23 protein-coding genes are annotated in these 23,606 nt (G+C 43.9%); 4 read left to right on the top strand and 19 right to left on the bottom strand.

Annotated elements, in window-relative coordinates; all coding sequences use genetic code 11:
- Genes IC571_RS03135 through fliF form a run of 12 tightly spaced genes read right to left on the bottom strand, consistent with a single transcriptional unit; the run spans position 1 to position 10,968 of the window.
- Positions 1 to 270 carry a flagellar biosynthetic protein FliQ gene (locus tag IC571_RS03135; protein WP_215317378.1) on the bottom strand — a complete coding sequence of 90 codons (270 nt, stop codon included), beginning with the start codon at positions 268 to 270 and terminating at the stop codon, positions 1 to 3.
- 5 nt (positions 271 to 275) lie between these two features.
- Complete coding sequence (gene fliP, locus IC571_RS03130; protein ID WP_251373491.1) at positions 276 to 1,022, bottom strand: flagellar type III secretion system pore protein FliP; 747 nt, start codon at positions 1,020 to 1,022, stop codon at positions 276 to 278.
- Positions 1,019 to 1,336, bottom strand: coding sequence for a flagellar biosynthetic protein FliO (gene fliO / locus IC571_RS03125; RefSeq protein ID WP_215317377.1), 318 nt, complete (start codon positions 1,334 to 1,336; stop codon positions 1,019 to 1,021). Before fliO ends, fliP begins: the two co-directional genes overlap by 4 nt.
- Positions 1,337 to 1,362: 26 nt before the next feature.
- Positions 1,363 to 1,740, bottom strand: a complete 378-nt coding sequence (gene fliN / locus IC571_RS03120; RefSeq protein WP_215400179.1) for a flagellar motor switch protein FliN — start codon at positions 1,738 to 1,740, stop codon at positions 1,363 to 1,365.
- A 25-nt stretch (positions 1,741 to 1,765) separates the two neighbouring features.
- Positions 1,766 to 2,869: a flagellar motor switch protein FliM gene (gene fliM, locus IC571_RS03115; RefSeq protein WP_215317375.1), complete on the bottom strand. Its 1,104-nt coding sequence runs from the start codon at positions 2,867 to 2,869 to the stop codon at positions 1,766 to 1,768.
- A gap of 32 nt (positions 2,870 to 2,901) precedes the next feature.
- Positions 2,902 to 3,654, bottom strand: coding sequence for a flagellar basal body-associated protein FliL (gene fliL, locus IC571_RS03110; RefSeq protein ID WP_215317374.1), 753 nt, complete (start codon positions 3,652 to 3,654; stop codon positions 2,902 to 2,904).
- 25 nt (positions 3,655 to 3,679) lie between these two features.
- Positions 3,680 to 5,260, bottom strand: a complete 1,581-nt coding sequence (locus IC571_RS03105; protein WP_215317373.1) for a flagellar hook-length control protein FliK — start codon at positions 5,258 to 5,260, stop codon at positions 3,680 to 3,682.
- 26 nt (positions 5,261 to 5,286) lie between these two features.
- A complete protein-coding gene (locus IC571_RS03100; protein ID WP_215317372.1) occupies positions 5,287 to 5,733 on the bottom strand; it encodes a flagellar export protein FliJ in 447 nt (148 codons plus the stop codon).
- A gap of 16 nt (positions 5,734 to 5,749) precedes the next feature.
- The gene (locus tag IC571_RS03095; RefSeq protein WP_215317371.1) at positions 5,750 to 7,138 is read right to left on the bottom strand and encodes a FliI/YscN family ATPase; all 1,389 of its coding nucleotides are present in this window, start codon (positions 7,136 to 7,138) and stop codon (positions 5,750 to 5,752) included.
- A complete protein-coding gene (locus IC571_RS03090; protein WP_215317370.1) occupies positions 7,135 to 7,917 on the bottom strand; it encodes a FliH/SctL family protein in 783 nt (260 codons plus the stop codon). The genes IC571_RS03095 and IC571_RS03090 overlap by 4 nt, the downstream gene beginning before the upstream one ends.
- Positions 7,904 to 9,001, bottom strand: coding sequence for a flagellar motor switch protein FliG (gene fliG / locus IC571_RS03085; RefSeq protein ID WP_215317369.1), 1,098 nt, complete (start codon positions 8,999 to 9,001; stop codon positions 7,904 to 7,906). The genes IC571_RS03090 and fliG overlap by 14 nt, the downstream gene beginning before the upstream one ends.
- A gap of 17 nt (positions 9,002 to 9,018) precedes the next feature.
- Positions 9,019 to 10,968: a flagellar basal-body MS-ring/collar protein FliF gene (gene fliF, locus IC571_RS03080; RefSeq protein WP_215317368.1), complete on the bottom strand. Its 1,950-nt coding sequence runs from the start codon at positions 10,966 to 10,968 to the stop codon at positions 9,019 to 9,021.
- A gap of 165 nt (positions 10,969 to 11,133) precedes the next feature.
- Here fliF and IC571_RS03075 point away from each other — a divergent pair, with 165 nt between their 5' ends.
- The 3 genes from IC571_RS03075 to fliE are packed head-to-tail and all read left to right on the top strand — an operon-like array spanning position 11,134 to position 14,182.
- Positions 11,134 to 12,288 carry a PAS domain-containing sensor histidine kinase gene (locus IC571_RS03075; protein WP_215317367.1) on the top strand — a complete coding sequence of 385 codons (1,155 nt, stop codon included), beginning with the start codon at positions 11,134 to 11,136 and terminating at the stop codon, positions 12,286 to 12,288.
- Positions 12,289 to 12,291: 3 nt separating this feature from the next.
- On the top strand, positions 12,292 to 13,824 hold the full coding sequence (locus IC571_RS03070; RefSeq protein ID WP_215317366.1) for a sigma-54 dependent transcriptional regulator: 1,533 nt from the start codon (positions 12,292 to 12,294) through the stop codon (positions 13,822 to 13,824).
- Positions 13,825 to 13,858: 34 nt separating this feature from the next.
- A complete protein-coding gene (gene fliE, locus IC571_RS03065; protein WP_215317365.1) occupies positions 13,859 to 14,182 on the top strand; it encodes a flagellar hook-basal body complex protein FliE in 324 nt (107 codons plus the stop codon).
- A gap of 137 nt (positions 14,183 to 14,319) precedes the next feature.
- Here the strand turns inward: fliE and IC571_RS03060 are convergent, their stop codons facing one another.
- The gene (locus tag IC571_RS03060; RefSeq protein WP_215317364.1) at positions 14,320 to 15,732 is read right to left on the bottom strand and encodes a tetratricopeptide repeat protein; all 1,413 of its coding nucleotides are present in this window, start codon (positions 15,730 to 15,732) and stop codon (positions 14,320 to 14,322) included.
- 214 nt (positions 15,733 to 15,946) lie between these two features.
- Here IC571_RS03060 and IC571_RS03055 point away from each other — a divergent pair, with 214 nt between their 5' ends.
- Positions 15,947 to 16,606: an FkbM family methyltransferase gene (locus tag IC571_RS03055; RefSeq protein WP_215317363.1), complete on the top strand. Its 660-nt coding sequence runs from the start codon at positions 15,947 to 15,949 to the stop codon at positions 16,604 to 16,606.
- Here IC571_RS03055 and IC571_RS03050 read toward each other — a convergent pair.
- The 6 genes from IC571_RS03050 to fliD form a co-directional block, all read right to left on the bottom strand.
- Positions 16,603 to 19,071: a tetratricopeptide repeat protein gene (locus IC571_RS03050; protein ID WP_215317362.1), complete on the bottom strand. Its 2,469-nt coding sequence runs from the start codon at positions 19,069 to 19,071 to the stop codon at positions 16,603 to 16,605. The two genes, IC571_RS03055 and IC571_RS03050, sit on opposite strands and share 4 nt — an antisense overlap.
- Before the next feature lie 33 nt (positions 19,072 to 19,104).
- Positions 19,105 to 20,028, bottom strand: coding sequence for a glycosyltransferase family 4 protein (locus IC571_RS03045; protein ID WP_215317361.1), 924 nt, complete (start codon positions 20,026 to 20,028; stop codon positions 19,105 to 19,107).
- A 122-nt stretch (positions 20,029 to 20,150) separates the two neighbouring features.
- Complete coding sequence (locus tag IC571_RS03040) at positions 20,151 to 20,429, bottom strand: EscU/YscU/HrcU family type III secretion system export apparatus switch protein (protein WP_215317360.1); 279 nt, start codon at positions 20,427 to 20,429, stop codon at positions 20,151 to 20,153.
- Positions 20,430 to 20,440: 11 nt separating this feature from the next.
- Complete coding sequence (locus tag IC571_RS03035) at positions 20,441 to 21,451, bottom strand: hypothetical protein (RefSeq protein WP_215317359.1); 1,011 nt, start codon at positions 21,449 to 21,451, stop codon at positions 20,441 to 20,443.
- Positions 21,452 to 21,508: 57 nt separating this feature from the next.
- A complete protein-coding gene (gene fliS / locus IC571_RS03030; protein WP_215317358.1) occupies positions 21,509 to 21,940 on the bottom strand; it encodes a flagellar export chaperone FliS in 432 nt (143 codons plus the stop codon).
- Between the two features lie 23 nt (positions 21,941 to 21,963).
- Positions 21,964 to 23,580 (bottom strand): flagellar filament capping protein FliD, encoded by a 1,617-nt coding sequence (fliD, locus tag IC571_RS03025; RefSeq protein WP_215317357.1) that lies wholly within the window; start codon positions 23,578 to 23,580, stop codon positions 21,964 to 21,966.
- Positions 23,581 to 23,606 lie beyond the last annotated feature (26 nt).

The raw sequence follows: 23,606 nt of genomic DNA, 5'->3' as shown, positions 1-23,606 counted from the left end.
TTAATTTACCAAACCCGGGATGCGGGCAAAGAGCTCTTTTATATAGTCCGTGAATAGCGATAGACTCACCGGACCAATAAGCAAAATGACAACGCCAAAAACAATTAGTTTTGGAACGAAAGCAACTGTGGACTCATTCACGGAAGTAGCAGCCTGCAAAATACCGATAATCAAACCCACTACCAAAAGTGCCATCAGTATCGGACCCGCTAATACTGCCGCCATGCGTAGAGCCTGATACACCAAATCGATGATGACTCCGCTTTCCATAATGCTTAATTAATATAACTTTGCACTAAAGAAGTTGACAGCAGAGCCCAGCCGTCAGCCAAAGCAAAAACAATCAACTTAAGCGGCAAAGAGAACATCATCGGAGAGACCATCACCATACCAAGCGAAGTGAGAATACTTGCAACCGCAAAATCAATTACCAAAAATGGTAAGTAAATTACAAAGCCGATTAAAAATCCCGTTTTAATTTCTGAGATAGCGAAAGCAGGTATGAGAACTGTGAAAGGCACATCCTCACGCGCCTCAATTTCTTTTCCGTAAAGCTTGGCAAATAAATTTAAATCATCACGGCGTGTTTGCTTGAGCATGAATTCTTTTAAGGGTTTAGCGCCCACTTCTACCGCCTGAGGAAAACCCATCTTTCCAGCTGAATACGGCTGGTATGCATTCTTATAAATAGAATCAAATACCGGGTTCATGATGAACAAGGTTAAAAAGAATGAAAGTCCAATCAATACAATATTTGGCGGCATTGTCGTTAGTCCCAGAGCCTGACGCAGCAAAGAGAAGACAATCAGAATGCGCGTGAAACTAGTCATCAAAACCAATGCTGCCGGCAAGAAACTTAATGCGGTTAAGGCTAAAACCGTTTCGACCGGCACGGCATAGATGGTGCCACCCCCACCCTGCTTAGCAGTGACCAAAGGCAGGGTTTGACTCCATGCAAATAAAGGAAACAGCCCAAGAAGGGCTGTGATTGCAAGTGACCACCAGAATATTTTGCGCTTCAACCTAATTTCCTTTTTACAAACTGTCGCAGATTATTTGCAAAATCGGCACTCGTAGTTTGTGGTTTTAGGTTAGCCACATCTTCAGGCTCTAATTCAGTAATGAGAGAAATTTGCGATGGCGTATGGCCAACCACCAAAATTCGGTTTAATACATTGAGCACAACGACACGCTCCCTTGGGCCTAAGGCTTGTTGCGCCAAAATCTTCACATGAGGATTGCTGGCGCGCATTGCTGTGTCGCGCTTCACCAAGTAAGCCACAACCCAAATGAGCGCTGCGGCAAGCGCAAGCCAAATAAATGAAAAGAGCAACATACCTCCCACCGAGGAGCCCATGCCGATTAGCGGTTGATTTTGCGAAGTCGTTCTGCAGGGGTGACGATATCAGTCAAACGAATACCGTAGCGATCATTCACAATCACCACCTCACCCTGAGCCACCAAACAACCATTCACAACAACTTCTAGAGGCTCGCCTGCCAAGATATCAAGCTCAATAACAGAGCCGTATGTGAGATTGAGTAGATTACGGATTTGCATCTTGGCACGACCTAACTCAACAGTCACCTGAACCGGTACATCCATAACCAAATCAATTTCATTGAAATCAGCACCTGCCTTGGCGCCGTCTTCCAACGTATTAAAAGTGGCTTTACGTAATGAACCGGACACGTCTGTGCTGGTAAGCGATTTCGCTAAATCGTTGTCATTTTCAGCCATGGTGATCCTTTTGTTCTTCGCCTTTTTATGCGTTAGGGCCGTCTGGCACCAAGCCATCCGCTATGGTGCTAATTGTATCTCCAGAGCTCGCAGGCGCTAGATTTTCTGGATGACTTTGGGCGCCTTCAGGCAATTGCTCGTAAAGCTCCCCTTTTTCTGCGCTACGCATCATGCTAGGGCCCAAACGAGCGCTCTCAAGCGGGCTCTTTAGGAACTCCGCGGGATGTTGAATAGTACCCACTTTTACCGAGTAACGACCATCTTTTGTGCCATATTGCCCTTTGATGACGGGCAAGCCGTCAACGTATACGGTCACTGGATCATTAATTTCAATCGGAATAATGTCGCCAACTGACAAAGAAGTAACTTCTCTTAAAAGCATTTGTTTGCGAGCAAGAACAGCCACGGCGGTAACTGGGGCTTCATGAACTTGATCATTAAGGAGATCGGTCCAATGCTGGTCTGGCTCAGTCGCAAAACCTTGCATATTGTTATACAGAATACTTTTAACTGGCTCTAGCACCCAAAACGGAATACAAAGATCGATATCACCAGGGCGACCATTAATCTCAATAGTGAATTTGGAATGCAGAACCATCTCGCCAGGAGAAGTAATTTTTGCAAAACCAAAGTTTGTTTCTTGGCGCATGAAGTCAAATTTGATTTCATATACAGACTTCCAGGCCTTTTCATACTCATTCAAAAAGGCATCAACCAAGCGACGAATGATTCGTAGCTCTGTAGCGGTATATTCACGCAAATTTAAACGGGGGGCCAAACGCCCTTCCCCGCCAAACATATTATCAATTGCAATGTAAACAACGCCAGGGTCAACAATCCAGCAACCCACACCCCGTAATGGACGAATACCAACAATATTAATGTTGGTACGCTCAGGGAATTCATCCACAAACTTTTGATAGCTCTTCACAATTGGAAGATGCATTTGCACCTCGATGGGCGCGCGAATCATATTAAAAAGTGTTAAGCGAACCGCACGGCTAAAGCGCTCATGAATAAGCTCCAAAGTCGGCATGCGGCGCCGAGCAATAATCTTCGATTTGTCAAACATTGCACGCTGATCTTCAGCGTCAATATTCATCTCGACATTTATTTCCTCTGCCGCCATGATTTCCTAAATGGACTTTCTAAAGTGGTTGATTACTGCATCACAAAAGAACTAAATAACACTGCCTGTACCGGCAAATCCATTTCAGTTACATTCCAGAACTCTGCGGCTGCCCTAGCTGCTTCACCGGTAATCTTTTGGCCCGATGAGGTCTCTTTAGGCACAGCACCAATACGCTCTAAATTTTGCATATCGGCAGTACCAGGCTGTTGCTGCAATACGTAAATTGCGGTGAGCTGTGGCGCGATGATCGAATTAATTACCAAAGCAATTTCACGAGCCATCATGACCTTGCCTTCCACTGTGGCCAATTCTTGCATTTGGCGAGAGGATAAAACAGTAATGATCTTGTCGCGAATAACCGGCATGAAATTCTTAATCTTGCCTTCAGTTGAAGAATCGTTTGTGCGCAAAACAATTTTGGTTTGCAAATAGTGCTCGCCACCACGGCCAGGCAAATTCACCACCATCTCTTCTAACGGAATATAAATCGGAGGCGCATTTTCTTTGCGCTCCATCAATTGTTTTTTGAGAATATTTTCCGGGCGCTTAGCTTCTTCTTCTAGACGATGCTTTTCCGCCGCAGAGTGCTGCATGTACATGTAGCCACCAACACCACCAGCAATCACAACCACTAAAGCGATAATCAGGAGCAGCTTTCCTTTGCCTTTTGGCTTTGGCGCCTCTTCTTCAGAATCATGACCGCCTGCAGGAACAGCAACAGCTGCCTGTGGGGCAGCTGCGTTTGGATCTAAGGTCGGTTCAACGCGCTCTTCATCAGCCATTACTAATCCTCTTTACTCAATAATATCAAGCATACAGGTGAACTGCACTGCTATTACCCCTATTATCACCTGAACCGATAGAATTGAGTGAGGTTGAAGGGCTCAAACCTTGGTTATTAGAAGAAATGTTGTTATGGCCAGGCTGGCGTCCACCAAAAGAGGCTTGATCACGCATTTGCTGCGATTGTCCGCCCTGCCTTAAATCCAAGGACAAATTGAGTCCCATTTGAGCAAATTCATTCTTGAGGTTTTGACCACCTTGATCCAGGCGAGACTTGGTTGCATCACTAGCGCCCTCAACAATTAAGTGAGCCTGTCCAGCAGAATTAATCCTCAAATCAATGCGAATAGTGCCCTGCTCAGGAGGGGTCAACTCCAGCATGATTCTGCCGCCGCCTGATTTAGCAGCGCTCAATACTTCAGAATGCAATGGACCTGCTGCCAAAGAGACTTCGGAGGCTTTTAGCTCCATTTTCTGAGCTGCAACTGAATGACCGTCCAACCTTGCAAGGCCACCGTTATTTGTGGCATTTAAAGCGTTTAAATCTGACTGATCCTTGGGATTTTGAGTAGTCAATTGATCAACTTGGCCAGACTTAGCGTTTTCGCCTTCATCTTTAGATAAGGCCGATACAGCGTCATCAATTAAAGAGCCGGCCTTGGATCCGTGATTCTTGTCGCCAACTGCATTAAATGAAAGTGGGCCGTCAACAGTTTTGCCTTTTGGCAACTTATCTGTGGCACTAGTCATTACCTGAGCTTGCTTACCCTCAGTTAGATTCTGGATTGTTGTTGCCTTGGTAGGATCAACTGCTCCAGCCTGAAGGGTGGCGTCCGTTTGTACGCCAAGTAATTTAATACCTGAGGACTGATCATTACCCTGGTTGATCAGGTTTGTTAATTGCGTCTGGAGCTCAGGTGGAAGACTGATGCCATTTTTCTGAGCAAAAGCCTGGATCGCACTTGCGATCTGCGCAGGAGTTTGACTGTTCGCCTGAGTTTGCGGACCACCACTTTGCAAAGACTGTAACAAAGCAGCGACCTGGCTTTGCATCATGGCATCTGGAGATTGACCGCTAGCTTTCATTGCCTTTGTTAACGCCTGGCTGATGAGAGCTGCCTGTTTAGAATCAATTTGCTGACCCATTAGCGCCATTAAATCCTGGTTTGAACCATTGGACTGCGTATTCAGACTAGCCATCAACGCCTCAACACTCATCGACTGATTTGACGTAGCACCTAGCGAAGTTAGGTTTGTCGAACTAGATGCTTGCACTGCCGCGTTTTGAGCCGCTAAGGTTTGCGCTGCTAGTTGAGCCATCAAAAGCTGCAATGGGTCGGAATTTTTTGCAGTATCAGAAGCATTCTGAGCTGAAAGAGGCAAATTTTGCCCTTTTGATCCCAATGCTGAGGCATTTTGGTTGCTTAATCGATCAGAATCGCTTCTAGCGCCTAAACGAGCCATCTGACTTTGGTCAAGCGCGGCCAAGAAAGCCTCAAAGCCACCGGGCGTAGCAGAGCTGCCAGGCGTAGAGCCAGGCTTCGCCGTAGCGTTATTTACGCTATTAGCTGATGCTTGCATCCGAATTTGACTTACTGTTGGCATAGCCTCTCCAAAAGGAACACTTCTTACTATGCATCTTTCGTGCCAGAATTCACATTCAGTCTTGCGGCGTAGTTATCTTCAAACTGATTCATCTCCGCCTTAGCCTTCTTCTGTCTGGCCTCATGGCGTTTTTTTTCAACTAATTTAGTTAAGCCCCGGGTCCGCATTCTGGCCTGGGTAGCGGTCATGAGGGTCTCTTCAGAGGCTCTAGAAAGCCCCTGAATCTGCCCATCCATCTCAACAGAGCTTTGAATCAGCTTCTCCCTAAAGGCATTGGCATCTTGAATAAAGGAGATGGGCACGCTCTTATTCGAAGCAGCCAACATTTGAACCTCATATTCTTTTGCATACTCAAGCACTTGATTTTTAAAGGCTTTTGTTTGGTTTACCTGGCCGGCCGCCCTTTTGGCCCTAGCCATGGCTTGATCCTCGCGAATTTTGGCTAGACGGAGTAGAAGCTCGATGGCAGACATTTATTGAGAAATCAAATTATTGGGCTGTGGGTGGGGCGATCTCAAACAACAGCCTCTCGGTCTGATCAATCGGAATCGTCACTTCAGCTTCTTGCTGTAAAAAAGCCTGAATTTTTGGCCAAGCAGCGAGCGCAGCATCTAAGTCTGGGTCCGTCCCAGCAATGTATGCACCCATAGAAACCAAATCCCTACCTCGCATATAGCGACTATATAACTGCTTTAAGCGGCGCGCCGACAATAAATGTTCTTTTGAAACCACCTTGGGCATAACACGGGAAATGGACTTTTCTACATCAATCGCTGGGTAGTGACCGCTATCAGCCAGCTCTCTGGAGAGGAAAAAGTGGCCATCCAAAATTCCACGAGCTGTATCTGCCACCGGATCATTCGTGTCATCTCCCTCTAAAAGAACGGTATAAAAGGCGGTGATTGATCCATCGGGGTTCGCACCGTTACCAACACGCTCTACTAACTCAGGCATTCTGGCAAATACACTTGGCGGATAGCCGCGTGCAACTGGTGCCTCGCCTAAGCTCAGACCAATTTCTCGCAAAGACATGGCATAGCGCGTTAATGAATCCACAATCAACACCACATGCTTACCTTGATCCCGAAACCAAATTGCGACATCGGTTGCATACGATGCACCCTTGGATCTAGCAAGCGGTGAAGCATCTGCTGGAGCTGCGACTACAACGGAGCGTTTAAAAGACTCAGGACCCAAAGTATCCTCGCAAAATTCTCTCACTTCTCGACCGCGCTCGCCAACAAGTCCAATCACAATCACATCAGCAACACAATTACGCGCCAGCATTCCTAACAAAACACTTTTACCAACGCCTGAGCCGGCAAATATTCCTACACGTTGACCACGACCAACCGTCAACAAACCATTGACTGCTTGAATCCCAACATCTAGAGGCTCATGAATCGGAGTTCTATCAAGCGGATTTAATGTCCTTTGAATAAATGGCGTAAGTTGTTTCTCGCCATAACCTTTGCCATCAATCGGACGTCCCAGGCCATCAACAACCCTTCCCAATAAATCCTCACCAATAGGCAGTGGGTCACCAATACTATTTGAGGTATAGCCACTTCCTGAGTTAAACGGGGTATTGGTTGGGTAAACGAGCGCGCCTGGAGAAATTCCCTCCATCGCATCGATCGGCATCAGATAAGTAATTGCGCCATTAAAGCCGATGCACTCAGCATCATAAGTTTTACCACCCAACTCCGATAGTATCGTGGCGCCCGCACCAATACTCATCGGTAAACCTTCCACCTCAAGCACGATGCCCGAGACGCGCTTTAATTTACCTTCACGAATCGATAGCGGCGTTTCAAGTAAGTGCTGCTTACGCATCTCTAACTGATTTGCCAGTTCAGCCGGTTGCAAATGACTCACTCTGGTTTTACCTCGTCATCTGCAGCAGAATTATCTGGATGGACGTCTTCAATTTCTTGATAACCAAGAGATGTTGTATTTTCTTGCTCACTTGAATCTTGCTCATTGGCATCTCGGTCTAATCCAAGCGCAGCTCTGACTAATGCAATCCGCGCTTGCTCACCCACATCAATGCGAGCCCCGCTCACTTCAACGTAAGCGTGACCTGGATTAACATCTGCATCAACTAATATGGTGCAGTTAAATGGCAGACCTGGATCATCCACAATTTTTTTCCAGGTCTCTACCTCTTCTGCATTTAAACGCAGATAAAGATTTTCGCCTGGACGAGGCAAGCGCATGAGCGCTTCTTGAACCGCTGCAACAAATGGCGCTCGCTCCATAGAGACATTCGCTGTTAAGCGCGATGCGGTTTCGTAGGTAAACTCGATCAGGGGTTGTGCAATCGCTTCAGGCATTCCCCTCAATGCCTCTAACAACTTTCCAAGTGCATCTTGCAGATGTTTTGTTTCTTGATCCGCATCGGCGTAACCTCGTTCATACCCTTCGCGGTAGCCAGATTCTTTGCCTTCTTTATATCCCGCATCACGACCTTCAACAAAGCCTTGGCTATTACCTAATTCATAAGCTTCTTTATAGGCGTTGTCGCGAATAGCCTCCACCTCTTCAACCGTAGGGTAAAGCACAGGCGGAACCTTAGGAGGCTTGGGGGGCTTAGGAGGGTCAAAGGAGGGCGGCTCCCACCTCGTCAGCAAAGAGTCCTCATCAGAGGAAGGCATCAGCTGACTTGCCCCTTTCCATAATCATGCGACCTTCTTCTGCTAAGTTACGAGCAATGCGAATAACTTCTTTTTGCATCTCTTCGACTTCTTGTACCTTGACTGGTGGGCGTGTTTCTAGATCTTCGCGTACACCATCGGCAGCGCGCTTGGCCATATTCTTGAATAACTTCTCGCGCAACTTTGGACTTGCGCCCTTGAGCGCCATAACCAAAGTTTCTTGCGGAACTTCCAAAAGCAAAGTTTGCAAAGAACGGTCTTCGATATCGTTGAAATCTTCGAACACAAACATCTTCTCCTGAATGGCATCAGCCAATTCAGCATTGAAGTCGTGAATCGTTTTGAGAGCCTGCTTATCAAGACCACCGGAAAGCATATTAAGAATTTCGGCAGTAGGCACTACGCCGCCAACAGTGCTTCTGCGGAAGTCCGCGTCTGGACCAGCAGAACGCGACATGACTTCGTTCAATTCCTTCAGAGCGGCAGGTTGGACTTTTTCTAACAAGGCGATACGCAAAATCAGTTCGTTACGTAAATCATCAGGGAAGAGCTTCAAAACAGAGGCTGCTTGACTAGGCTCCAAGAACACCATCACGGTTGCAACAATCTGTGGATGCTCACCTTTGATCATCTCATAGAGTACGTCAGGCTCCATCCGCTTGAGCGTCTCGATACCGGACATATCTAGCGTTGACTCTAGACGACCAAGCAGATCAGACGCACCTTCTGCACCCATCGCTTTAGTCAGCATGTTCTGCATGAAGTCATCGGTATCAAACGCCACTTGAGAATTATTCTCCGTGACATCTTTGAACTGTCGCAATACTTGCAATACTAAATCGCGACTGAGAGAGCGCACCACCGCCATCTTCCCTGACAGTCTTTGCACCTCAAAGGGAGTCATAGTACGCAAAACGTTTGCAGCTGATTCAGCGCCAACAGCAAGCAGAATCACTGCAGCACGTGAGGCTCCATCAAGCTCTTCAAAGGTTAAAGCTCCCGTTTGGGTCGCACCCTTAACGCCTTCTTTAAGTGCCTCTGCTATCGAGAGACTCTTCGGCGCCGCGACTTCTTCATCAGCCATAGTATCTACTCTCTATCTCAACCTGCAGCTGCAGCTGCAGCATTTGCGGTATTCGTTTTCTCAGCATCTGCAGCCAACCACTCCTTAAAGATGCCAGATACAACTTTTGGATTTTCAGCGACAAAATCTGTTGCATATTTGAGAAGCGAATCGTACTCATTCTTTTTCTCTTCTTCGAGGCGAAGACGCTCTTCATCCATTCTCTTTTTCTCTTCTTCGATACGCTGACGCTCTTCTTCTTCAGCAATACGCTGACGCTCTTTCAATAGCTCCATTTCCATACGCCGCTTCTCGCGTAGTTTTGGATCCATCTGCGCCATCTCAGCCTTGATCTTCTCATCGAACTCCTCTTCAATACGCTGCTCTTCCAAAGCATCGTCGATTTTCTTCGGAAAGAGCAATGGCTTCACTACACCGAAGAACATAATGCCAAGCGATCCTAAGATGATGGCAAATTTGAAGAATTCTTTACTGAGCTCAATCACCCCAGGTTGCTTGTAGAATGCTGGCTCTTCAGGCACTTCTAACTTGAATGGAATATTAGCAACACTCACGCTATCGCCACGCTTCTCTGTGTAACCCACGGCATCACGAGCCAGATTATTAATTTGATCTAGCTCTTTGGCGCTAAATGGTACAGGCTTTAAAGGCTTACCATCTTTATCAACACCAGTAGGCTGCTTGTAATTCACCACTACAGCAGCAGAAACTCTTCTTACTTTGCCTTTTTCAGACTTGATGCGTTCAATCGCCCGGTCTAACTCATAGTTAACCGTTAGATCTTTTTTTATATTGCTTGCTGTTGAACTTGAACTAGATGGCGGTGCATTGAGATTTTGTGGACCCGCGTTTGCAGCAGCACCACCTGCAGCATTAATCGGCGCCTGACCACCGCCTGGCGGCTGATTTGTTAAAGCGCCTGGAACGCCGGATGCCGATGAGCCTGGTGTTGCAGCCTCATTCGATTGTTGGCTACGAATCGATGATTGATTGGGCGGGGAATTACGACCAAAGGTTTCTTCAGTACGCTCAAGCTCGCCAAAATCCATGTCTACAGTAACTTGGGCGCGCACATTTTCTTTGCCGGTCACCGGCTCCAAAATTGCCTGAACACGTTTAGAGAGTGCGCCCTCAAGCTCTGCAACATACTTGAGCTGATTGCTGTCCAAACCCATCAAGCGCTGGGCATTAGGAGCAAGCAGACTTCCTTCAGCATCCACAATAGTGACATTAGCGGGGCCTAAGTTGGGAACAGAAGATCCAACAAGGTTAGTAATCGCAGCAACCTGCTGAGAATCCAAGAAGCGGCCTGGGTGCATTGTGACAACCACTGACGCAGTTGGCTTTTCTTGCTCACGCATGAATGCGGTTTGCTTGGGAATGGCCAACATGACTCGTGCAGATTTCACCTGCGCTAAAGAGCTAATGCTACGCGCCAACTCGCCTTCAAGACCACGTTGGTAATTGACCTGTTCCACAAACTGGCTGGTACCCATCTTCTGGTTTTCGAGCAACTCAAAACCCACGTTACCCGCTTTGGGCAAGCCCTGTCCGGCCAAACGTAAGCGGGTCTCGTAAACCGATGATTCAGGCACCAAAATCGCTGCGCCCCCTTCGGTGAACTTGTATGGCACGTTCATCTGTTGCAGAGCCGCGACGATAGCTGCCCCATCACGCTCATTGACACTGGAAAAGAGCACGCGATAGTCATCCTTGCTACGGCCTGAAACCGTCACAAAAACAAGGGCAGAAATAAATAAAAATAAAGCGGCTGTAACAATCAGGCGCTGCTGCATTCCCAGCGCTTCAAAGCGCATTTGGAGTTCACCTAATTTTGAGGGGAGTTTTACCTTGCCCGCACGTGGGGCTGATGCTGGAACAGCAGAGGCTGCAGGCTTAGAGCCAATATTGACTACTGCCGCATCCTTTTCGCTTTCCTGTATTCCGGGCTGTGCTTCTTCGCTCAATCGCTCATTTCCGTCAAATCAGGCAAAAATTCTAAAAAAGATAATAGCACTAAATATAGAACCTTTTTGCCTATTTTCTCTAAATATTGATATCCTATGCCCATATTATGAAAAAAGAGGCAAAATTTGCCACCCCCTAGTCAAGCATAAAACACCCCTCACTCATTGACCAAGCCTGAAACCACCATACCCTCAAGCTCGCAAAGCTCAAGCCCTAGCCTAGATGCAAAGGGCCTGGAAGAGGCATTTGCAATTTTCTATGCTGAATCCCAAAAACTAGAGACTCAACAAATCGCCTTGCAGGGCAAGATTGATCAGCTGAGCGATGAGCTACAAAAGTCCAATCAGCGCCTAGGCATTCTGATGAATGCCATCCCCGCTGGCGTAATCCTGCTCGAAAACAATATTGTCCTATTGCACAACCCAGCAGTACTGCACTTCTTGCCCGGCCTTAGCGCAGGTCAGTCCTTTGAAATACCGAGAGACTGGCAAGCATCGATTGCTCCCGGGGAATACCTAATCAGCACCCAGGATTCAGCCAACTCGAAACCCCAAAAAACGGTGCAAGTGATTCGCATTGATGAAGGTAGCCGCAGCTTTATTCAAATTCAAGATATCACCGCAAATATTGCTTTACATCAAGAAACCCAAAGAGAAAATCGTCTTACAGCCATGGGAAAAATGGCGGCAGGTATTGCGCATCAATTTCGTACGCCTTTAGCAACGGCCCTACTGTACTCGTCTCACCTATGCGATGACAGCCTTACGCCAGATATGTCCAAAGAATTTGCCAATCGTCTTCGCAAGCAATTGCTCGATCTTGAAAAACTCTCGCAAGACATGCTGCGCTTTATCTCGAATCGCCCCACTAAAACCATTCTGGTCAAAGCACAACAAATTATTGATGAGGCACAAGCCAGTATTCAAGCTTTATTTGAAAGCAATGATGTTGAATTAATCGTGCAAAGCAATATTCCCGCATCAAACATGCTATTGGTTGAGCCTAAATCGATACCCAATGCTTTAGTGGCCATTCTAGAAAATGCATTAAGCGTCTCCAAACCAAAAGACAAAGTGACATTACAGGCACGAGTTGATACAAAAAAATTGATGATCACAATCGAAGATCAGGGCCCCGGTATTGCATCAACCATTATTGACTCTTTATTTGAGCCTTTTTCTACAACTAGTGCGAACGGCACTGGTCTTGGTTTATCGATTGCCAAAAATACGATCGAGGCGCACCGTGGATCGATCAGCGTCGAGAACTCTTCTCATGGCGCCATTTTTAAAATTACCCTACCAATTACAGCTGAATAAATTATGACTGAGCTTTTAAATGAACGCTTCCCCGTCATTCTCGTTGAGGATGATGAAGACCTTAGAGAAGCCATTGCAGTAACACTTCGCATGAAGGGTATTGACTTTGTCACGCATCAGCGCGCCGAGACTGTGGTGCCACTACTCCGCCCTGATCTCAAAACTGTATTGGTAACTGACTACAAGCTGCCAGGCATGACAGGCATTGATCTACTCAAGATTGCACAGAAAGAATGTCCAGACTTACCAGTAGTGATCATGACTGCATTTGCTGATGCCAAGCTTGCTGTTGAAGCCCTCAAAGCAGGTGCACGTGACTTCTTGATCAAACCTTTTGTGCCCCAGCAATTGATTGAAATTATTTCCCGCTATCGCGCACCTAATGGTGTTGATGATGGCACCGCCAACAATTCAATCGACGCCAGCAATTCAGATGGCACAGCAAATACCAATACAACAGAAACCAAAAGGACTGAAGTTATCGGTTCTGAAATTCGATCTGCCGACCACAACGTCATCGCTGTTGATCCACAAACCGTGGCCATTTTTTCTCGCTGCGAAAGAGTCGCAGCAACCGATACTAGTGTTTTGGTCACAGGCGAATCGGGCGCTGGTAAAGAAGTTGTGGCAAACCATATTCACAAGACATCGAAGCGAGCAAATGGCCCCTACATTGCCATTAATTGTGCGGCGATTCCGGATACCCTTCTCGAATCGATTTTATTTGGTCATGAAAAAGGATCATTTACTGGCGCAACTAAAGCACAAGCAGGCAAATTTGAGCAAGCCAACAAGGGCACATTATTTTTAGATGAAATTGGTGAGATGCCCGCAGCCCTACAAACTAAATTGCTTAGAGTTTTGCAAGACAAGAAGGTTGAGCGCATTGGCTCAACAGATTCGATTCAAGCGGATGTACGCATTATTGCGGCAACTAACCTCAACCTACAAGATCAAGTTAAAGCTGGAAAATTTAGGGAGGATTTGTACTTTCGTTTAAATGTTTTCCCGATCCATGTCCCGGAACTTCGTAAGCGCCCTCTGGACATCATTCCTTTGGCCGAATTCTTTCTCAAGCGCTACAGCGTAAATATCGGGAGAGATTCTTTAACTTTAAGCGGTCCAGCCAAAGCGTTGTTGCAACAATACTCCTGGCCAGGCAATGTACGAGAGCTAGAAAATATTATTCAGCGCGCAGTATTGCTTGCCGATGGAGACCAGATCTCCGCACAAGACCTTGAGCTAGACAGCTCCCAAGCCTATCAACCTAGCCACTCACAAGATCAGGCTGCCATTCCCCCTGAGGCAACAGAAAACCCGAATTTGAGCCCCAAAAATGGGAAAAATGGCACAGAAATTGCATTAAATAAGAGTGAAAGCCAGGATATTGAGTCCATAGAGCGCGAGCATATTCTCAAGATTTTGGCCGAAGTAAATGGAAACAGAACAAAAGCCGTAGAGATATTAGGCATTTCAGCAAGAGCCCTGCGCTATAAGCTCAAATCCTATAAAGATGCTGGTTTTTTAAATGAATAAGTGATTTGACTGTTTTTGATAGATAATTACACCCATGAGTACAAGTAACGTTGATTCCATGATTACCCGGATGCAGGCTCTAGCCGCTGCAGCCAGCGGTAAGCCTGTAGCTAGCGATAACCAAGCTGCTAATGGCGTTGACTTTTCTGCTGTTCTGAAAAACGCCATTGAGAATGTAAATATTGCTCAAAACAGCGCTCAGGCGAAAGCGCAATCGTTTTCTACTGGCGCTTCTGATACCTCCCTGGAAGATGTGATTGTCTCGCTACAAAAAGCCAATCTTTCTTTACAAGGCATGATTGCAGTACGCAATCGATTGGTTGATGCTTATAAGGAAGTAACCAATCTGCAGGTTTAAGTAAGCTGGTCACTGCTCATTAATTTAAGCTATGGACTGTTCAGCAACTTATCAATAAAGTGACTAAGATTAGATCTTATTATTTTCATTGACCTCAAGCCTGGCGAATCCCTAGGCTCATAATCTTAGCAACAAACTTAAATTCTTAGCGGAGCAGTTACCTCAAGAAGATCCTGTCTTACGCTCTCGACGACTGAATCCCAATCACCCATTTTGGGTTGACGGTATAGCTTTAATGTTGGATACCATGGTGAATCACTTCTATCCAAAAGCCAGCGCCAACAACTATCATAGCGATTGAGCAGCCATACAGGCTTACCTAATGCAGCAGCCAAATGCGCCGTCGAAGTATCAACGGAAATCACCAAATCAAGATTGGCAATCAAAGCGGCGGTGTCTGAAAAATCTTCAAACTCACCGACATAATTCTTCATCTCAGGACCATTCCACCTCTGCTGAATTAACTCTTCAAGATCTGCCTCTGGATCAGCACCTTTTTGCAGGCTCACAAACTCAATACCCTCTATTTTTAGTGGGGCAAGATATTCAAGCGGGACATTACGACGTCGATTAATCTCCCACAGCTCTGGTTGGCCAGGCCTAAAACCGCCAGACCATACCAATCCGACCCGAAGCATTTTTTGCGCACCCAATTTGTCTGACCAATATTTAACCTTCTCGGGATCAGCAGTTAAATAGGATAATTTTGCTGGAACGGTATCCAAACTAGTGCCAAAAGCCAGCGGCAAACTCATCATAGGCGTATGAAAATCGAAACTTGGCAATGGGTCTCCACGCGTAATAACCTGATCCACACCATCCAAAGACTGCATTAATTTCTTGAGTGGCTTTTCAACCCCTAATATTACCTTTTTCGCGCCCATGAACTTGATCATGCTGGCATAACGACAAAACTGCAAAGTATCTCCAAGGCCTTGTTCGCTATGAAGAAATATTACTTTCCCAAAGATGGGCTCCTTGCCAAGCCACATGGGTTGCGCAAACTTTTCTTCACTACAAAAAGCAGGGATCTCCCAGCGCGATTCAAACGCCTCGAATCCATTTTGCAAATCGCCAGTCAATAATAGGGCAAGCGCACGATTCCACTTTGCCTGATAATAGCTGGGCTTAAGTAAAAGCGCCGAATCAAAATCGGCGATTGCCTCATTTAGCCTCTGCTGAAGCACACGTAAATTTGCCCTGTTAAAGTAAGGCTCTAGAAAGTTTGGCTGTAAATCTATAGCTCTTGATTGAGATGCAACAGCCTCCTCAATCCTCCCCAAATCAGCAAGAATAACCCCCATATTTGAATGCGCCACCTCATTCGCTGGATCCATGCTGATTGCTTGAGTTATACACTTCAGTGCTTTCTCGAACTCACCACTTTGTCTAAATGCAATGCATAAATTTGAATACGGTTGAGAAAAATTAGGGTCGAGCTCGATTGCCATCTCAAAGCCCTTAATAGCCTCCTCAATACTTCCATTTTGCAAGGCAATTGTTGCCTTACGGTTTAACTCACTTGCTTCTGCTATTTTTAAATTATCCATCTTAAACTTTGGTCGCCAATTTAATACCCTGGCAAAACAATGAATTCGAGTAGGGTTTAGACATATAAGATATTTACCAAAAACCATATTAGTGCAGAGTTGAATCTCTTATTTAAGCACAAATTTATAGCTATCAACTCGATAATAACATCTGACCAAGTATTAAAATAAAGAAGTAATTTGAATAAAAAATCATTCTAATATTAGGAAAAATATGCAACCCCTACTGAATTTTTTGAGACACATGGTGGGGCTCGGATTTAGACTAAATACGGTCTACGATGTTGGGGCTTGCACTGGCAACTGGAGTAGAGAAATTGCCAAAAATTTTAGAGGTACAGAGCTAGTATTATTCGAGGCAAATCCAGCCTATTCCAAGGCATTAATTGAGACAGGCTATAAAAATTTTAATGTAGCACTCAGCAATCCAGGAAGAAACAAAATAAGTTTTTACAACGGTACAAATACTGGCGATAGTTACTATAAAGAGACGACTAAATTTTATGATGCGCAAGGTGCAATTGAATTGCCCTGCTTCACGCTAGATGAACTAATATCTTCTCATTCAATCCCAATACCCAATTTTATAAAACTAGATACCCAAGGATCTGAGTTAGATATTCTGCATGGATTCAGCTACTTAAATCAGGTTGACCTCGTTTTAATTGAGTGCCCAATAGTGACATACAATCTTGGTGCGCCAGGCATAGACCAGTATCTAGATTTTTTTAAAAAAAATAGGTTTATACCGGTTGATATTCTTGAAGTACACCGCATGGAAAATACATTACTTCAGGTTGATATTATATTCGCGAGAGAGGATGTTAAATATCAATACTTTGGTGCAAATACTGCGATAAGGCCATTCCTCTAATGCAATGAGTCATTAATAAATATGTGATCTGGATCCAAACCGAGATAGTATCTATCCATAGCCTGCATAAATCCACTCTCCAAATGCCGGCAAAAAAGTCGGCCATCAAAAAGAGGGCTAGAAGAGCGACTTCGCTCGAGTTCTTTTCGGATTTCATTTAACTCAATCGGATTTTTAGCCAAATCTATTGCTAGCGCCTTGTAAGCATCAACTGAGGTTGTTATTAACCGATTCAATCCCAGAGAATTCAATAGGCTCGCCCCAACCCTACTGGGAAATGACTCGCCCGCATAAGTGAGTACTGGGAGGCAAGCCCACAATGCATCACTTGCTGTCGTATGGGCATTGTATGGCCAAGTGTCTAAAAATAAATTTGCATGGATGTGTCTAGCCAAATGGTCTTCAAGCGACATTCGAGGGGCGAATATTAAACGAGAAGGGTCTATCCCAAGAAGTTTAGCTTCGCGCCTTAGATTCTCGACTGCCCATTGATTGTCATCAAGAAGCCATAAGACGCTCTCTTCAACAGCTCCTAAAATTGACATCCACACCCTAAAAGTAGCAGGCAATATTTTGTAACTATTATTGAAGCATGCATACACAAAACCCGACACTGGCAATCCTAACTCCTCACGAGTAAACCGTCTGTCGGAAATCAATCTTTTAGAGTCATTAACCTGATAGGAGCTTGGTAAATAAATAATTTTTTCGGAATAAAAGCTTTGGCTGATTGGTGGCACGGTAATAGGGTCGGCAACCATATAGTCAATGCATTTTGTCCCCATAGTGCCTGGGTAGCCAATATAACTTATCTGGATTGGCGCTGCGCGATGAGCAAATATACCCACCCGAGACTCTTTTGTGTATCCCTTTAAATCTACCGCAATATCAATCCCCATATCTCGACTTAATTGAGCCACCTTCTCATCGGAATAATTATTCACATCAATGAACTGATCAAAAGAGTTCATTAATCTGGTACGCATCGCGTCCACGCGTTTAGGCCCCAGGGAAAAGGCAATAATCTCAAATTTGTCCTTATTGCAAGACTCAAAATATTCGGCCATTAAAAATGCAGTGGCATGCAAATAAAAATCGGCAGAGAAATATCCGACCCTTATCTTCCCCCCCCTCTCTCTTGGAGCGATTGGCCCCAATCTGTAAATCCTCGGGGATACTCTTTCAAAGTAAATCTCAGAAACCTTTTTATGCAAATCTAAAGAGTCTGAGATAGATAACAACGAAAAAGGGTAGGTTACTGCCCTCCCTTCCTCAATACCCTTCAATAGCATGGTTGTTAATTTTTCATAGTCACCCCAGCTAGACATTAACATTTTTAGGTGGTGAATACTGCCTAAGATGAAGTCGTAGCTTGGATTTAAATCAAACGCTCTTTGAAAGCTCTCTATCGCCACATCATACTTTTTTAACTCCTTCATTGAAATTGCATAATTAATATGCGCATCTATGTAGGCAGGGTCTATCTGAATCGCCTTTTCATAGACCTGCGATGCTTCAACGAAGTTCCCAAGAAGCAAGAGAATATTGCCCTTATTGTTATATGATTCTGGCTGATTGGGGTTTAACTCTATCGCCCTATTGAGATTCTCTAGTGCCATGCCAAAATGACCCAACTCCTTAAGTACAATGCCTCTATTGATGAAAGCATCAACATAGCGAGGGTTAAGCTCAACAGCTTTATTCAAACTTAATAACGCAGCATCAAATAACCCACGCCCTTTTAAAGCAATCCCAAGATTATTATGAGCCTCTGCATAATTTGGCTCCAATTTCAATGCTTGCTCATAACTTTCTATCGCCAAATTAAAAAGGCCCAATTCTTTGAAAGCAATACCTCGATTATTGAGCGCCCTAACATAGCCAGGATTTAACTTAAGCGCGTTGCCATAACTTTCAATCGCTTCGTCAAATTTTTTAATCTGCTGCAGTGCATTTCCTCGATTGTTATAAGCCTCCGCATAACTGGGGTCAATTGACAATGCTTTGTTATAACTAGCAATCGCTTCGTCAAATTTTTTAATCTGCTGCAGTGCATTTCCTCGATTGTTATAAGCCTCCGCATAACTGGGGTCAATTGACAATGCTTTGTTATAACTAGCAATGGCATCATCTAATTTCCCACACAACTTGTAACAAACACCGCAGTTATTTAGCATTTGGGAGTTATTGGGGTTTAATTGAATTGCCCTTATAAAATATCCGATTGCAGCCTGACTGTCTCCTGACTTCATCAATGAAATCGCTAACAAATATAGCGCATCGATATTTATTGGATTTTGATCGGTAATTCTTTTGAATAAATGAATAGCGCCGGCATATTGAGCTTGATGAAAATAATGAAGCGCCTCATTAAATGCCTGTTGCTCTGGCTCAGCAGAATAGGCTTTATTCGCCAAGCTTCCAATTGATTTGACTTTCTTTTTTTGGTTTAGGGATTTAGACATTGAGATAAAAGGTTGGGTCAAATTTAAGGGCGACTAACGCACGCTCCCCTTCACCAAAGAGAGAAAGCTTTTCCACTCCTCTAATCGCGAATCCCAAGAATAAAATTCTTTGAAATACTGATGCTGCTGCTCAAGTTTTGCTTGCGTTTTATTTGACCAATATTCGTTTATGGCATTATTTAATTCTATTGCAAACTTGATTGCTAAATTTCTTTTGTTGGATTCATAGCAAACATATCTCCCCCAAGAGCCAACCGTTTCATACAGAGCGCCTAAATTTGTAACAACCAAAGACATTCCCGACATGCCAGCTTCAATAACACTTAGGCACGATGTCTCCTCCCAGGTTGATGGGTAAGCAAATATGTGGCCCTCCTGCAATGCGGTCCTAACTAAATCATTTGATTTATAGCCGTAATAATTTACATTTCGCATTTGTTTGGCTCGCTCAAAGAGGGGTTTGAATTTATCCTCATTTGCCAAATGAAATTCGGAGCCATAAATTTTTGTCGATGAATATATATCCAGCTCAACATCATCTCGATTCAAATAAGAGAATGCCTCTAAAAGGACATCCAGACCACGCCAAGGAGTGGATGTATAAATTATTTTAATTTTTTTTGTATTTCGGGGTCTATGCTGAATTAGATCAACGGCATTTCTTATTACTATGGACCTACCCTCTGGAATATCGTACTTATATCGATATTTTTCATACTGCCAATTAGATACATACACAAAAAACTGGACTTGCTCTAGTATTGATTTTTCTGAATATGCACTAATAGCGGGCTGGTCTGTATTGTGATGATTCCAGAGGACGTTTATAGCGTCATCTTTGAATATTGACGGGTCTAGCGTGCTTAAAAATAAATTTATGCCCGAGAAATAACTAGAATTTAGCTTATTCCTCAAAGCGCTATATAAAATCTCAGTTCCTGATTTTGCATATTCCATATAATGCAATCATAGCCGTTTTATGCAAATATAAACAACATTAAAGGTATTTGGCTATATAAAATCTACGCAACATGCCTGCATAACCATTAAATAAAAAGTTGATTACCTCACCCTCAAAACTATTTATTTATTTTTCTATCAACCTCAAAGGCCCATGCGAGAACTTCAGCGACAGCAGCATATAGTCTTGGAGGGACAATCTCATTTAGCTTTAACTGCATCAAAAATTCAACCAACTCTGGCTCAACTCGAGTTGGTATCCCCATCTCTTCCGCCTTAGCCAAAATTGCCTCTGCAACAAAACCCTCTCCCTGTCCTGTAACTCTGGGTGCAATACTATTTTTCTCATATTTAAGCGCTACCGCTTTTAATATTTTTTGTTTTTCAGGTTTACTCATTTTTACATCGTTTAGCTTGTGCTTTTTGATAAGCTAATACTAATTTCATCGTGAATTTTTTTTTGCAAATCACTGAAATTTTCCGCTAGGACACCCTCACTCGATCCCTGAGACTTAATTTGTATCGCAATAATTTCGTCAAATTGTGTGCCGATAATTTCGACTGCACCTAGATTTGGGAAGCTAAGCTCTAATGATAATTTGCTCCCCTTCACTAAATTAGCCGCCTCCTTTTGATTCGAATCCCATGCGTCGCTTCGATGTATCTTTGCATAAATATTTGGTAATAATTGGCCTTGCCAAACTAACTCCCCGCGTAAAAGGAGCTTTATTGCATCCTTCACCGAAGAATTTTCACCACTTAATTCGGCCATCAATGATTGCACCCTGTCCGAGGTTGTTTTTGAGTCAGAATTTAGAGTCTCAGCCTGCTCATTGGCAGGCAATACTAATTTTTTTAATTGCTCGGCAGCAAAAATTCCTGAGTTTTGTAGATTTATGTACAAGCTTTGTAAGCTTGTTCTAAGATCGCCAATTTGTAACGATGATTCAATGGATGCTGATCCAGGCCAATTTACCGTTATATTTTCATTTTTTAATTGATTTTCACTTTTCGAATCAACTTGAGGCGCTTTAGATTCCACTTCATCTTTTATCACCAAATCTGAAAGCAATTGTCCCAATGCTACGCTTCCAAGTGAGTCCATATTTGATAGACTTTGTGAAACTGTACTGTTATCTGTATTTCTAATTGAATCACTATTCTGATTTGGGTCTAGGGCTGCGATATCTAAAATAACTGCCTTTTCTACCATAGGATCGCTCAAGCTCTGAGTTGAATCCATTAAGGAGGAATTCGTCGACAAATCACCAACTGGTAGCGCCACCTTTAATGCAACACGCGGATCAATCGCATTTATATTTTCAATCAGGTTTGGGGCGCTAGGTGGTGTCACTAACTCATTTTGACGAAAGTCAACACCAGCAATTTGAGGTAAGTTTGACGGTATTGGTATAGCCATTCACCCCTCGACCTATTTACTAACTCTAGAAATACCTCTGCTCAGAGGCATATTCACCTAGGCAACATTAGCCGATAATCCTGCTTGATATTTTTTGCTATAACCTACAGGCTCTTTTTGAGTTAATGAAAGCCATCCCTCGCAAACGGTTCCTAGGATGTTAATCACATTTTCAATAACCGTTGGGTCATTATCAATTCTTGCTCGAATGATTTCCCTAAGCGACCATTCATAAATTGCTGCATGATTATTTGCAATTTCGCCACCTTGCTCGTAGTCTAAGCATGCAAGCAATCCCTTTTGAATTAAATCATTTGCTTTGGTAAAATGATCAATCCCGTAGTCCTTTTTTTCAAGCGCGATTTTACCTAGCTTAAGATGATCAAAAAGACGCTCAAATATTAAGACGATAATTTCAACTGGATTTTGATCCAACACCCCGCCGTGAGCATCATTATTGGCATACGCTTTTGCTGCTCTCGCACTCATAATAATTTCCCTAAAAGTATTTTTTATTTTCCGGCATTAATGTTTGTTACAGCCGCTAAAGCACTAGCTAAGGACGTGCTTGTAGAATTTAATTGAAATAAAAGCGCATTCAATGCAGCGTATTGATTCACATAATTTGTTTGTTTACGATTTAATTGCTCTTGCAAATCCGCCTGCTTCTTTTGCATATCAGCTATGGAGGATTGCTGACTTGCTATCGTTTTTACTAGCCATCCGGATGTTGGGTCAATTTCGGCCTTCAGAAACGAATCTAAACTACTTCCTCCCCCCGCAAATCCAACCTTTAGACCTTTTGACAATTTGCCCATTAAGTTACTAGATGCAGCACTTTGAAATGAAGCTACGTTAAATTGAATAGTGCCATCTAACTGTATATCCATCCCCATGCCGGCTAAACTAACTTTACTTCTACTGATCGGATTATTTGCTCCCGATATATCTATTGAGTTTGTGCCGCCAGACTGTGAATTGATTATTTGAATTTTTGAACCATCAAAGCTGGCCAAAACCCCTGCGCCCAAACCATTAATCCAGCTAATATACTGAGCTACCGTTGGATTTTCTTGACTTATGCTTGAAAAGTTATATTTAACGGAATTTACTTGAAGGTAACCATTTGCGACATCAATATTTGCATCATTCGAAGTGGCTGAATAGCCTGAGATGGTAACGCTTGTAGTATCAGTTGCTCCATATGCAAACATAGACTTAATGTCATTTACAAAAGATAGCATTGCCGGGTCATTAACGAAGTCACCGTCTGTAGTTGTCGATCCAGTTAATGAGTGCGCATTCGCAGTAAGATTATTGTACTCACTAATAACGCCGTTATAAGCTGTTATCAATGTATTAATCATCGCGCTTGAATTATCTGCTCCAGGCTGGATAGTGATTATCGTATGTGAGGTTCCTGCCGACTCCCCAACCAAATTGAACGTAACCCCGTTTACTACATCATTGATCGCATTGGAAGCCCTATGCACCGTTACGCCACCTATAGTTGCAATAGCATCCTGTGCTGAAGCAACGGTTGTTACAAGACCTTGGCCAGCTGCACCAACATCTACGGTGACAGCATTTGATAACCCCGTTTGTGTGCCTGTAATTTTTAAGACGAAATCATTAGCGCTAATCGTTTGGAGCACATCAGCTCGGATATTTGTACCAAGCCCATTCAACCAATTTTTCACATCACTTAAAGTGGTTCCCCCACTGGCCCCAGTAGAAACTAAGGGGTTTGTAGTGTCATTTGTGTTATACGTTTTTCCACCCAATGTTACTGATAGGCCGTTAACAGGATCAATTAGAACCTCATCAGAGGGCGAGCTAAAATTAGCTAAATTAGATTTAGTAATTACCAACTCAGTCTGTGATGCTAGTTGAGTGACAGAAACATCCACGGATCCAATTAAAGCGCTAGAGTTAGCCGTTGCAGTTACAACAGTTGAATCACTAGTATTCGCGCTTGGATTATTGTATGTACTAGGGTCTTCAAAAGTTGTTAGGGCGTTTTGTAATGCGGCGACCTTGCTTTTCATGGTGCCCAAATCACTAATCTTAGTTTGAACCGCTGCAATCTTTGCTGTTAAAGCGTCCATTGGGCGATTTTCGACCGCCATAAATTGCGCGACAATACTCGCTACGT

Origin of the sequence: Polynucleobacter sp. MWH-UH2A, from assembly GCF_018687195.1 — a bacterium.
Lineage (GTDB): Bacteria > Pseudomonadota > Gammaproteobacteria > Burkholderiales > Burkholderiaceae > Polynucleobacter.
This window is presented reverse-complemented; position numbering and strand designations above follow the sequence as displayed.